The organism is Kangiella shandongensis, assembly GCF_020005365.1.
Lineage (GTDB): Bacteria > Pseudomonadota > Gammaproteobacteria > Enterobacterales > Kangiellaceae > Kangiella > Kangiella shandongensis.
On the sequence record NZ_JACNML010000004.1, the window covers coordinates 181,952 to 194,067 of the forward strand.

At 42.3% G+C, this 12,116-nt stretch carries 18 protein-coding genes; 3 read left to right on the forward strand and 15 right to left on the reverse strand.

Annotated features, from left to right (window positions below):
• Window positions 1-12: 12 nt before the first annotated feature.
• Both H7708_RS13470 and tmpT read right to left on the reverse strand, forming a co-directional pair.
• Window positions 13-219: a DUF3565 domain-containing protein gene (locus H7708_RS13470; RefSeq protein ID WP_223669560.1), complete on the reverse strand. Its 207-nt coding sequence runs from the start codon at window positions 217-219 to the stop codon at window positions 13-15.
• Window positions 220-227: 8 nt separating this feature from the next.
• On the reverse strand, window positions 228-869 hold the full coding sequence (gene tmpT / locus H7708_RS05950; protein ID WP_223669561.1) for a thiopurine S-methyltransferase: 642 nt from the start codon (window positions 867-869) through the stop codon (window positions 228-230).
• 302 nt (window positions 870-1,171) lie between these two features.
• Between tmpT and katG the strand changes: the two genes are divergently transcribed.
• Together katG and H7708_RS05960 are read left to right on the forward strand one after the other, a co-directional pair.
• The gene (katG, locus tag H7708_RS05955; RefSeq protein WP_223669562.1) at window positions 1,172-3,403 is read left to right on the forward strand and encodes a catalase/peroxidase HPI; all 2,232 of its coding nucleotides are present in this window, start codon (window positions 1,172-1,174) and stop codon (window positions 3,401-3,403) included.
• Between the two features lie 104 nt (window positions 3,404-3,507).
• Window positions 3,508-4,152 carry a glutathione S-transferase family protein gene (locus H7708_RS05960; RefSeq protein WP_223669563.1) on the forward strand — a complete coding sequence of 215 codons (645 nt, stop codon included), beginning with the start codon at window positions 3,508-3,510 and terminating at the stop codon, window positions 4,150-4,152.
• A gap of 11 nt (window positions 4,153-4,163) precedes the next feature.
• Here H7708_RS05960 and H7708_RS05965 read toward each other — a convergent pair whose 3' ends face one another.
• The 8 genes from H7708_RS05965 to H7708_RS06000 all read right to left on the reverse strand — a co-directional run bounded on the left by H7708_RS05965 (window position 4,164) and on the right by H7708_RS06000 (window position 7,238).
• A complete protein-coding gene (locus H7708_RS05965; RefSeq protein ID WP_223669564.1) occupies window positions 4,164-4,496 on the reverse strand; it encodes a hypothetical protein in 333 nt (110 codons plus the stop codon).
• Window positions 4,497-4,514: 18 nt separating this feature from the next.
• Window positions 4,515-5,003, reverse strand: coding sequence for an arsinothricin resistance N-acetyltransferase ArsN1 family B (locus H7708_RS05970; protein ID WP_223669565.1), 489 nt, complete (start codon window positions 5,001-5,003; stop codon window positions 4,515-4,517).
• A 52-nt stretch (window positions 5,004-5,055) separates the two neighbouring features.
• Window positions 5,056-5,403, reverse strand: a complete 348-nt coding sequence (locus H7708_RS05975) for a Fis family transcriptional regulator (protein WP_223669566.1) — start codon at window positions 5,401-5,403, stop codon at window positions 5,056-5,058.
• A gap of 24 nt (window positions 5,404-5,427) precedes the next feature.
• Window positions 5,428-5,760, reverse strand: a complete 333-nt coding sequence (locus H7708_RS05980; protein ID WP_223669567.1) for a hypothetical protein — start codon at window positions 5,758-5,760, stop codon at window positions 5,428-5,430.
• Window positions 5,761-5,762: 2 nt separating this feature from the next.
• Window positions 5,763-5,963, reverse strand: a complete 201-nt coding sequence (locus H7708_RS05985) for a hypothetical protein (protein WP_223669568.1) — start codon at window positions 5,961-5,963, stop codon at window positions 5,763-5,765.
• Window positions 5,964-5,988: 25 nt separating this feature from the next.
• The gene (locus tag H7708_RS05990; RefSeq protein WP_223669569.1) at window positions 5,989-6,192 is read right to left on the reverse strand and encodes a hypothetical protein; all 204 of its coding nucleotides are present in this window, start codon (window positions 6,190-6,192) and stop codon (window positions 5,989-5,991) included.
• Window positions 6,193-6,209: 17 nt separating this feature from the next.
• On the reverse strand, window positions 6,210-6,617 hold the full coding sequence (locus H7708_RS05995; protein ID WP_223669570.1) for a hypothetical protein: 408 nt from the start codon (window positions 6,615-6,617) through the stop codon (window positions 6,210-6,212).
• 69 nt (window positions 6,618-6,686) lie between these two features.
• A complete protein-coding gene (locus tag H7708_RS06000; RefSeq protein WP_223669571.1) occupies window positions 6,687-7,238 on the reverse strand; it encodes a dihydrofolate reductase family protein in 552 nt (183 codons plus the stop codon).
• 231 nt (window positions 7,239-7,469) lie between these two features.
• On the opposite strand from H7708_RS06000, the gene H7708_RS06005 reads away from it, so the two are divergent.
• On the forward strand, window positions 7,470-8,159 hold the full coding sequence (locus H7708_RS06005) for a DUF2306 domain-containing protein (protein ID WP_223669572.1): 690 nt from the start codon (window positions 7,470-7,472) through the stop codon (window positions 8,157-8,159).
• 86 nt (window positions 8,160-8,245) lie between these two features.
• On the opposite strand, the gene H7708_RS06010 is transcribed toward H7708_RS06005, so the two are convergent.
• From H7708_RS06010 to H7708_RS06030, 5 genes are all read right to left on the reverse strand, one after another.
• Window positions 8,246-8,455: a cold-shock protein gene (locus tag H7708_RS06010; protein WP_223669573.1), complete on the reverse strand. Its 210-nt coding sequence runs from the start codon at window positions 8,453-8,455 to the stop codon at window positions 8,246-8,248.
• A gap of 535 nt (window positions 8,456-8,990) precedes the next feature.
• A complete protein-coding gene (locus H7708_RS06015; protein ID WP_223669574.1) occupies window positions 8,991-9,617 on the reverse strand; it encodes an FMN-binding negative transcriptional regulator in 627 nt (208 codons plus the stop codon).
• A 39-nt stretch (window positions 9,618-9,656) separates the two neighbouring features.
• Entirely contained in the window at window positions 9,657-10,058 is a 402-nt protein-coding gene (locus H7708_RS06020; protein WP_223669575.1) for a DUF6559 family protein, read from the reverse strand.
• Window positions 10,059-10,109: 51 nt separating this feature from the next.
• Complete coding sequence (locus H7708_RS06025) at window positions 10,110-10,571, reverse strand: methyltransferase family protein (RefSeq protein WP_223669576.1); 462 nt, start codon at window positions 10,569-10,571, stop codon at window positions 10,110-10,112.
• 79 nt (window positions 10,572-10,650) lie between these two features.
• Window positions 10,651-11,997 (reverse strand): SIR2 family protein, encoded by a 1,347-nt coding sequence (locus H7708_RS06030; RefSeq protein ID WP_223669577.1) that lies wholly within the window; start codon window positions 11,995-11,997, stop codon window positions 10,651-10,653.
• Window positions 11,998-12,116: the final 119 nt, after the last annotated feature.

Sequence of the window (12,116 nt, forward strand, 5' to 3'; positions counted from 1 at the left end):
ACAAACTATGTATTAGCCAGAATCCCTGGGAGCGTCTTCATCACATTTTACGCAATTTAGCTTCTCGCCCAACATTTGATTTCTGCCTTGCTCTGACTCTACCCAGGGGCGATTAATAAAAGGGGGCTTGTGACGAACATGTTGGAAATGTCCACAGGCTAATTCTGCAACCCAGTCATTATGCTCGTCTTTATGATATCCAGTAATAGCATTTTTCATCGCGTGATTTAGTTATGAGGACTTAGCAACCATATGGCTTCATCAGCTGCAGCCTGGCCTTTTAATCCACCTTCGACCGATTCAGTTTCCAAGTGTTTTACAGCGTAACTATTATCATAGTAGCTCTTGAGCATTGGTTCGCTAATCGCAAAAGGCGGGCCACTCATGGCATTTTGGTCATATTCAAAAGTAATGACAAGCTGTGGTGCTTTGTGAGTTAATTTTTCGAGCTGAGCAGTATAGCGTTGTCTCAATTCTCCTGGCAGAGCAACCAGGGCTGCTCTGTCATAAATAGCATCTATATCGCCCAGCTGCTCCGGGGTTAACTCGAAAATGTCACCTACAAAAATATTGACCCTTTCAGCTTGGTAGAGCGTCAGGTTATCCAGGCTTGTTATCTTCGGTTTCAAGTTTAACTCATCAAAAAGCTCCTTGATTGCCGTTTCACTTAATTCAACACCGATAACATGACAGCCTTTCGACAATAGCCAGTGTATGTCATGAGTTTTGCCGCATAGTGGGACAAACACCCTGGATCCCGGGTTTAAGCGCAGGGATGGGAAATGTTTAACCAGCAGAGCATTAGCCTTGCCTTCATGAAAGCCAATTTCTCTGTCGTGCCATTTGTCATGCCAGAACTGTGGTTCCAAGGTTCACTCCTCAAGACTTTGGTCGGTCTTTTTCCATTTTAACAATTCTTACTGAGGATATAGGCTGATACCTTTTTAAACAAGGCTCATCTTATTTGCTCTTGCTCTTTACGCAAGCGTTCTACAGACCTGGGGGAGCTATAACTACCAAGGATAATAAGTCTTGATATGAGTCCTTTTTTGCATTAGTTTTATTGATTAAGAGATTCTATGTAGTCTATAGTATATAAAAATCTAGGAGTCAACGGCTTAGCGCTATACTTGATAAGTACTTTGGGTGATAAATCAAAGGAGTCAACTATATGCGTAAACAAACAATCTCATTCCTCGTGTCTTTAGCGGTGACATTATCGCCCGTAGCGATGATAAGTACTGCTAATGCTGAGGAACAAAGCATGACAGGTCACAATTGGTGGCCAGAGAAATTGAATCTTGAGCCTCTACGTCAGCACACCCCAGAATCTAATCCCTACGGTAATGATTTTAACTATGCCCAAGAATTTAAAAAGCTAGATCTTGATGAAGTTAAGAAAGAGCTTGAAACCTTAATGACGACCTCACAAGAATGGTGGCCGGCAGATTATGGTCACTATGGACCTTTTTTTATTCGCATGGCGTGGCATAGTGCAGGCACCTATCGAGTTTCAGACGGTCGCGGTGGTGCTGGTGGCGGTCAGCAGCGTTTTGAGCCACTGAACAGTTGGCCGGATAACGTCAGCCTGGATAAGGCAAGGCGTTTACTGTGGCCAGTGAAACAAAAATATGGCCGTAAAATTTCATGGGCTGACCTGATGGTTCTCGCCGGTAATGTGGCACTGGAGTCCATGGGTTTTAAAACTTTTGGCTTTGCCGGTGGACGAGAAGACGACTGGGAACCAGATACAGTTTTCTGGGGCCCTGAGAACGAATGGCTGGCAGCGGATCGCTTTCATGGTGACCGCAAAGACCGTAAATTGAAAAAGCCGTTTGGTGCGACACAGATGGGTTTAATTTATGTTAATCCTGAAGGACCGGACGGTAAGCCTGATCCATTATTAGCAGCGAAAGATATTCGTACAGCCTTTGGTCAGATGGCAATGAATGACGAAGAAACGGTGGCATTGATTGCTGGCGGGCATACTTTTGGTAAAGCACATGGTGCCCATAAACCGGATGATTGTGTTGGACCTGAGCCAGCTGCTGCCGGCGTTGAAGAACAAGGGTTTGGCTGGAAAAACAAGTGCGGCAAAGGCAATGCCGAAGATACGGTTACCAGTGGTCTGGAAGGGGCCTGGTCGGTGAATCCCACAGCTTTTACCACACAATATCTGGACAACCTGTTTGGTTTTGAATGGGTACAGACGAAAAGTCCGGCAGGCGCTACACAATGGGTCCCAGCTAATGACGAAGGCAAGAACTTAGTGCCCGACGCACATATTGAGGGTAAGCGTCACGCCCCGATTATGTTCACTACAGACTTATCACTTAAGGTCGATCCTGAATATCGCAAGATCGCAAAGCGATTCCAGGAAAACCCTGAAGAGTTTGAGCTGGCTTTTGCTAAAGCTTGGTTTAAGCTGACTCACCGTGACATGGGGCCTCGTGCCCGTTACGTTGGCAATAATGTGCCGGATGAAGTCTTGATGTGGCAAGATCCGATCCCTGAAGTGGATTATCAGCTAATTGATAGAGGTGACATTGAAGATCTAAAAGGAATAATTCTGAATTCGGGATTATCGATTCCTGAATTGGTACGAACCGCCTGGGCTGCAGCTGCTTCATACCGAGGTACCGATATGCGTGGTGGTGCCAATGGTGCACGTATCCGTTTAGAGCCACAAAAGAGTTGGGCTGTAAATAATCCGAAAGAATTATCACGGGTTTTAGCGAAGCTCGAATCAATACAACAGGACTTTAACGACGACTTATCGGGTGGTAAGCAGGTATCTCTGGCGGACGTTATCGTGCTTGGTGGTGCGGCGGCGATTGAGAAAGCAGCGCAAGATGCAGGTTATGACGTCACGGTACCCTTCGAGCCAGGACGTGCTGATGCTACGCAGGAGCAAACCGATGTTGAGTCATTTGCGGTGCTGGAACCAAAAGCCGATGGCTTCCGTAACTACTTTCATAAAGACAGCCGACTAGGCCCTGCTGAAATGTTGGTAGAAAGAGCGAACTTGTTGACACTGACTGTGCCGGAAATGACGGTTCTGGTTGGCGGTATGCGCACGCTTGACGCAAATACTGGTGGTGCAGCTCATGGAGTCTTTACGGATAAGCCTGGAGAGCTTAGTAATGACTTCTTTGTTAATTTATTAAGCATGGATACCAAATGGTCCAAGTCGGATACTGATGGTGTTTATCAGGGGCATGACCGTAAAACGGGTAAACTAAAATGGACTGCGACACCGGTAGATCTGATTTTCGGTTCAAACTCTGAATTGCGAGCTGTGGCTGAAGCTTATGCAGCTGATGATGCTAAAGGAAAGTTTGTGAATGACTTTGTCAGTGCATGGGCAAAAGTGATGCAGCTGGATCGTTTCGACCTTAACTAAACACAATTAGACACCGTTAATAAAAGCCACCTTTGCGGGTGGCTTTTTGATGATGCTCTCGTGTAAAGTACATGAGTTGTTTTATTAATTTACAAGGAGCTCGCATGCCAGTGACAACCTCTACGGACTGTAACCTTATCTTCTACACCAACCCTCAATCACGGGCCCAAATTGCACGCTGGATGCTTGAAGAAGTCAGCGTTGAATATCGACAGGAAATTCTAGAGTATGGCTCTTCAATGAAGGCCGCCGAGTATTTAAAAATCAATCCAATGGGTAAAGTTCCGGCCATTGTTCATGATGGCAAAGTTGTTACCGAATGCGCCGCTATCTGTGCTTATTTAGCCGATGCTTTCCCTGAGACTCAGTTAGCTCCTGCGTTGGATGATCGTGCTGACTACTATCGCTGGCTCTTTTTCAGCGCCGGCCCATTGGAAGCTGCCATCGTTAATCGTTCTTTGAACGTATCGGTAAAAGAGGAGCAGGAGCGAATGGTTGGTTATGGGAACTATGAGCGCGTTTTAGACGTTCTTTCGGAGAAATTGCAGAGCACGCCATATATCGCTGGTGAAAAATTTACAGCCGCTGATGTTTATGTCGGTTCACATGTTGGCTGGGGACTAGAGTTTGGTAGTATTGATAAGCGCCCAGGGTTTGAAGAATATGCAGCTCGATTGGCTAAGAGGCCTGCTTTTAAGGCTGCGAAGAAAATTGATGAGCAGTTGATCGCAGAAAGAGAGAATGCTTAAAACAAAGCCATCTACTGAGGTGGCTTTCTTAATCCTGCTGTTGGTTCGCCTTTAGTTAAAGCCGTAACGTAAATCAGATACAAAATAGATAGAGCAACAGGCAGGGCGTGCCACCAGTTTGATAAATAAGGTGAGTCATTATTATAAAAAATAATCAGTAGAGTGATAACTGCGGCACTGGATAAAGGCAGTATAAACACCGACGCATTTAGTAGCTTTAGCTTTAAGCCTTTAATTGTATGGGTAGTTACAGCGCCTGAAGCACTAAATACTACAAACATAAATTGAAAGCCCGCAAACATAAATTGCAGAAAACAACCAATGATTAAAACTGTTAGAGACATATACCTTCCTTGCGAATATTAATTCAATACCTTTTGCCAATAGCCAACATCAACCCACTTATTGAATTTAAAACCAACTTCTTTAAAGTGAGCGACCTGTTCCATACCCATCTTCTCGTGTAAGGCGATACTGGCAGGGTTGGGTAATGATATACCACCCATTGCTGCATGGTAACCCGAGTTTTGTAATTTAGTGAACAATTTCCGGTAAAGCTCGGTCCCGAGCCCTTTGCTCAGGGAGCGGTGTGAGAGATAAACGGATACTTCTACTGAAAAGCGATAAGCGCAACGGCCTTTCCATTTGCTGGCGTAGGCATATCCGATAATATGACCGTTTTCTTCATATACCAGATAGGGCAAACCTTGCTGTATTGTGTCTTGAATACGGGCGGCAATATCGGAAGGTGGCACCTGCTCAGTCTCAAAGGTAACTATCGTATTTTGGATATAATAATTGTAGATGTTGGCGATAATGCTGGCATCTTCTGGTGAAGCATTTCTAATCATGCTTTTGTCCTGATCTTATATAACGCAGTTGTTGTAGAGTATATCGATAACCTCAGATTGACTCAAAGCGACGGGACCAGTTACCGCCATGCTGTTGCTCGCAGGCCTCCTCGGTATCAAAAGTAATCTGCTGTCGACTATTTTTTATAGGAACCTTAATATCTCTGAGTTTGTCGACAATGAGTGATCGTAGAAAGCTATCCTGATGTTCCTGAATGGCCTTAGAGAGCGAGTTTTGAGTATCAAAGATACAAACGATCTTTAACGATTCAGGGAAAGATTTATAGTCAACAATGTGTGTTAACCATTCGAAACCTTGTACAGAGTCAGAAAGAATGTGACAAGCTTCGGTTAGTGTTTCGATAATCAGTTTTTCTGTTCTCTTGTCACTTTTTTTCATATGAGTAGGGCTGGGACTCTGTTGTCAGTTGAGTTGCAAGCTAAGTATGGAAAGAGCTGCTATTGCAGAAACGGCGACGCCAGAACCTAAGCCTAACGTGATTAGCTGCAGATGCCAACGTTTAAAGCTTTCTTTGTAAAAAATAGGTACTAACAGGCCTGATGTAATGGCTTGCGCCGCTGTGAAGAGGATTAATATTGGTTGCAGTTTAGTGCCATCACCATAAAGGTACATGACTATAATCACTGCTATCGCTATTACAGAAATCAGGGATATTTCAATCGCATGCAATAAACGTTTCCACTGCCTTGTCTCGACTTGATTATACCAGGCTACTTTGTCCGATACTGTTTTCATATTCAGCCAAAACCGAGTCCAGAAAGAGCGGCAGCAATTAATAATACAACCAGTAACGCCATAGCGTACATGGCAATAAATTGAAACGCTATCGCACTGATGTCTAAAGCTGCGGCTCCACCTGCTATGCGATTTTGCCCTTTATTAGCAAAAGAAACGACTCCTAATATTAAGGCAAGCGCTCCCAAAACAGCGATTAACACATCCGCAACCTTATCTAAATCCCAATCAGCAACATAGCTTTCCTTTTTCGATTTCTTTGCCCGTTAAAGCGTTAACCGTCGCGTTCCTGATGGACGCCGCTTTTTCCGCAATTGTGGTTTCTAACGTTGGTTGTGGTGAGAAGGGACCGCTCCAGAAATGGACCAGTGCCAGTACCAGCGCCAAAGCGCCTAAAATAATTCCTATTGTTCCAAATTTTGATTTTTTCATTAGAATTCCTTTTTAATTTATTGTTTACAGAAATATTCTCTAAACTGCCACTTAGAGACTAATGTGTAATAACAGTCTTCAATAAAAGTTATTTTCAGCTCAGTATAGTCTTGTGTGATCTCATCATATGACTTTATTATAAAGTTATTGTCGTCTATTTTTTTAGCTTCGTACTTTGTGTTGGACTCGACTGCCTTTCCTGCAAAATAAGAAGAAAAATTTTCTCTTTTTACTTCGACGACCAATTTCCCAAAGAAATCGTTTCTGAAAAACTCTCGGCTTTTCTCGGGAATACCTTTGGTTGATTCCATGCTCTTTAAAGTTAAGGCCTCGTTAGACTTCCACGTTCCAATTAATCGAGAGGGTGTTTCAGCGTATGCAGCTAAACCTGATGCTAATAGAATAGTTATTAGTATGGTTTTCATCGTTTGTTCCTTTTTTAAGAGTCATTCTAGCCAAGCCCTTCATACAAAGTTCTCATGCATCAATTTCAACTACAGCACTTGATATTGTAATAAAATAGAACCCGAGGGCATTGGACTTGTATCTAGAAGTTCCAATTTCACCTGCTCTTTGAGTCCAGAAAATGCTCGAGGCCCTTTAGCACCAATAAGCGGCTGGGCTAATATCTGAATCTCATTTATTAAACCTTCTTTCAATAGACAGGAGGCTAAGCTGGGACTTCCGAAAATTACCACAGTTCCAGTTATCTTTTCCAGTCTATTTCTCAGTTGAGTAAGGCCGGGGCCTGATATTTGGTAGGTGTTACTCCAGTTTAAATTAATGGCTTTGCGTGAAACGATGAGCTTGGGGATACGATCAAATGCTTGCGCTAAAGCTACGGTATTATCAGGCAAGTCAGGATTATGGATTGCATTTGGCCAAAACTCCATAAATAGATTGAAAGTATTTTTTCCTAGTAACAAAGCATCAGCTGATTGCGTTAAGTTAAGAGCGTATTGATGATGAGCATCATCCACCACACTATCTAAGTGGTGACATAAACCTCCTGCCGTGACGTTAATTGAGTGAATAACATGTGCCATTGTCTAGCTCCTGAAAATATGAGTGTCATCTAGTAGTCGAGCGGGGCATCTAATTTTCGACAATTTACTGAATAAAACTGTAACTTTAAGGGGTATTATGGCCGACTTGGAACCTGCTCAAAACTAGCCTTGCTAGCAGGACAGAGGAAATAATATTTCCTTACATCTACTCAAACTAAAATATAACTACCGTTGCTAGTATAACTACATCAAATAATAAAGGAGTAGGGTATGGAGCTTTCTGTGGTTTCACTGATCCACTTTTCTAGCGGCGTTATAGCTATCTTGAGTGGCTTTTTGGCGATGTTCGCTCGCAAAGGGAAAATAGTTCACCGTAGGAGTGGAACGGTATTTGTCGTCACTATGCTTATTATGGCTGGTGCAGGAGTATGGTTAGCGGTTGAGCGTAATGTCATGATCAGTTTGTTGGTGGGTGTTTTAACATCGTACTTTGTACTAACCGCTTGGCTCAGCGTCGGGCAGCGAATAACACAGTATCGATGGTTCTCACATGCTTTGTCTCTTATCGCTCTTGGCGTTGCGATAGCTGCTGTTTACTACGGGGTTGAAGCAAAAAACAGTGCCGATGGCAAATTCGATGGTTTTTCATCAGCGCCATACTTTGCCTTTGCTGGTGTAGCAGGATTCGCCTTGTTACTTGATCTGTTAATGATGAAAAACGGAGGCGTTAAAGGTAAGCATAAAACCGCCAGGCATTTATGGCGCATGTCGTTTCCATTGTATATTGCCACAACCTCATTCTTTGAAGGACCAGGTGTCATTGTGTTCCCTGAATCAATACAGGGGAGCTGGATATTATCGATACCCGGCTTGCTGGTTATCATCATGATGATTGTGGGACTAGTTGCTGTTTTTGTACCAAAGGTACGGTTTGGAAATCTAAAAAGGGAAGGTGTTTAGAGGGGAATTATAGCCAAACAGTTTTACTCAGCCATAAAAAAGGCAAGCCTCGAAAGACTTGCCCCTTGAATAGAGTATGCTAGTAATTAAAGCGCTACAATATTCTCAGCCTGTGGGCCTTTTTGGCCGTCAGTAACCGTAAATTCAACCTTTTGACCTTCCGCCAAAGTTTTGAAGCCTGAGCTACTAATCGAACTGTAATGCGCGAAAACGTCAGGGCCGTCTTGTTGCTCGATAAAACCAAAACCTTTCGACTCGTTGAACCACTTAACGGTTCCTGTAATTGTATTAGACATAATAATATCCTGTAACTTAAAAATAATGGTGCCTTCAAGAGGCTTGAATAGCTGTAAATGGAGACTGATATTTAGAAACTGCAGGACATGAATTAATACTAATTACAATGAAATGTAGGATGAAAATAGAGACTTCTTTCTAGCTGGTAACCAGAGTATAGGGTTTATTGACCGCTGTCTACCTATATTTCATTTATTTTAACTAGCTTTCCTCTTCAGCTGGCAAATCGTTACATACTTGGCAAGCAATATTTTTCTTAAAGTAATAGGCTCTGGTCGCAAGGAATATCGTCGAGGTAATCAATGCCCACAAGATACCGAACTCCACGGAGTATTCGAGGCCTCTACCTTTGAGGTATTGCACTCCAGCAAAAAGTGCGAAAAATACAATCGCCATTACTAAATATTGAATTGCCCACTTTTTCCAGGGTATCGGCATAAGATTTTCCCTAAATTATTATCCTGTCCTTTAACCTTAGTTTTAATGGTCGATAGTTGCAAGAAGTCGATGGCTAGGTTTTGTTACGAATTGTTGCTAGTCGATAAACTCAGACATCGCTCGTTTATGGGGTTCTTCGACTTCCTCCAGGCCAGCCTTTACTCCAGCTCTATTTCTCTCGGGCAGATTTTGACTCGCTTTTAACTTACCAGTTAGAACGTCGATTTTGATCTCTATACCGACAATAGCTCGTGCCAGACGGTCAGTGTAATCCGTTGGCGCATCTTCCACTGACCATGGCTCGTCCATTCCCGACTCCTGCTGCTCTGTCAGTTGTTGGAGGTGACGATGTAACCATGCCGGATCTTCAATAGCCCGAGCGTTCCCTTCCGCATGGATAGCTAAATAATTCCAGGTTGGCACGACTCGTCCGGTTTCCGCCTTGGTTGGATACCATGACGGTGATACATAAGCGTTAGGCCCCTGAAATACAGCAAGAACCCGTTTACCTTCAATTGAGCGCTGCCATACGGTGTTTTTGCGTGAGACATGACATTGTAAAGTGCCGAGAGACTCTCCCTCTGCGCACTCAAGATGAAAGGGGACATGATTTGCTTCAACGCCATTTTCGTCTGCGATGATCAGCAGCCCGAAGCTATAGTCTCGAATATACTGTTGGAGTTTTTGAGTGTCGTTTTCTTTAAAATGTTCAGGGATGTACATTGTCTTTATTCCTTATCAAGGCCATCATTGGGCTTATAATTATGAATCAGAATTACCAGAGCCTACATCTATATTTTCTCCGCCAGCAACGTCAGATAGATCTGAGGTGGTATTGATGGACGTATCAAGGCTGGATGCATCGAAGGTCGTATCACCATTAAAATACTGTTCAGCGACTTTTTCCCTCATCATGTCATAGTTGTTTACACTAGTATCAAGCTCTGAATCAGTAAGATGCTGGTAGAAGCTATCGTGATGAGCAAAAATAGCGTAGGCGTATAACACATGTGTTGAGCGAAGACTATGGCGATCTAAAGTCGCTTTGATTTGTTTTGGTGTGTAATGCTTTCTCTTGCCATAGTCTTTAGTTAAAAGTGTTGGCAACCTTAAAATAAACCTCCTAATAGCTCTCTTTATTCTAAACTTGGTGATTAAGTTCATATTTTTCCTTTGTTAATTATTTATTTAGGTAGGGCCCTGGCCAGCAGTACATCAAATCCATCGTCGAACCTGTGTGCAGTACTTTTCGTATGACTCGTCAAATTTATCTAGCATCCACCGTTCTTCAGGAATGATTTGGAAACGGTTCATGTAAAGAACGAAGAAGGGAAGTAACAGCAAACTCAGCGGACTGTTTAGCTTTAAACTCCAGGCACACAGTATCAGAAGAAACCCTAAATACATTGGATTACGGCTGAATTTATAGACGCCACTCACAACCAGCTTTTCTGATTTGTCAGGTACACGCGGATCAACCGTGGTACCAGCTCTGCCGAATTCCCAAACGCCAAGAGCCGCAATACAGCAACCAACTAAACCGATACCCATTGCTAACCACGTCGCACCCTGAAAATCAAAGCTCCAACTTGGAGTCAGGCGAGACACGCCCCACATACCAGCAGCAACGATAATGACCAGAGCAACTGGTGGGATTTTAAGTTCGAGTGATTTCATTTTCATAGTTCAGGTGGATATTGATTTTCTGAGTGACAAATTGTGTGTATGTAACACGCCTTACGTTTATTGTTGTACATTAAAGCCATGGAGGGTGATGAATTACTATATTGTCAGGATCATTTAATGAGTCGAGATATTTTTTTGCTTTTTTGAACGAAGTTTTATGTGCTTGAGGATTAGAGTTAACAAATGCATTAAAATCTTCAAAGGTATATAAGTCATTTTTAGCACCAAAAGCAAAGTATTTTGGAATTCTTAACTCATCATCTTCAACGAAGTTACTTAAGTGATATATTAACCCTCGGATGTAGCCCTCTATGTATGCAACACCAGAGTAGTTTTTTTCTTTTCTTTTGTCCGATTGTATTTTTTCATACTGCTCAATTAAGGCCACTAACCGACAAGAGTGTGAATACTCACCTGAATATTTATTTTTTTGTATTCTCTGAAGTGCATGTATTACCCCATCTTGATAGCAAGCCGAATATATAATTTCTGGACACTCTGTGTTGCAAACGTTTTTATTAATATTAGAGTGCTCAGCTTCAAAGTCTTTAAGCATATATGACGAAAAAACATATGATGAGTCTGGTAAAAAATGATCTAGCTTCACAGCTTCATTCTTAACTAACTCTAAGAAATAAGTTCCGTCAGTTAAAATTGGTATGAGCCCCGCTTTTTCAAAGCGTTTAGCCTCTTCTTCAAAAGGTGTTACTACATATGCTTGGCGGTGTAATAGATCCATTTGAGTTTTGACCAAGTTATATAGGTCTTGAAAGTCCCGATCTCGCATTGAGTAGCCGATAAAGATAACTGTTTGGGTTGCTAATATAGTCTTTAACATTCCTCCAATGAGTTTTTCATTTAAGCGTTGAGCACATTTTGAGTAATCATCTTCAGTAGCAACTATTGTTGATAGATTGTCTATGGAACCATGAATTTTAAGCACGCGTCTTTCGGCAACCTCCCAAAAAGCAAGATCACTATCAAGGACAAAAGGTGTGGCGTGAGTGTAATCTTCAAAGTATGTATCCCAGTTTGTTGTAACAATATTCTTGATAGGGAAAAGCGTACCGAGTTCTTTGTGGAACGATGTCGCCATATTCTGTAACTCAGGGAATGAGTCTATAGTCCTAAACCTAGAACGTATCATTTGTAGTAGTCTAATGCGCCCATTAGGTTGTTTACAAAATTCTTGCATCAATTTAGGAAAACTCCAATCCTTGTCAGATGCGTTGATTTCTCTTGCAACTTCTTGGTAGAAGTTGATGTTTAGCACCTTAGGCGACTCTGTACTGATACCTGCTCCAGTGAAAAACGTAACTTTTCCACTCAATATTTCATCTACCAAGGATTTTGGAAGCTGAGCATCGACTTTGCTCTTGCAGATAACACAGTCGCAATTTCTTTCATGAGAATCCAAATATCTCTCCTAATGTATAATATTTTCTTATGAGAGTGCATTCGTAAGACTTTATTATCATTAGTCTTTTATTACAAGTTACTCAACTCTGAGCTGGTCCGTAAGTTGAGGTTTTGTTG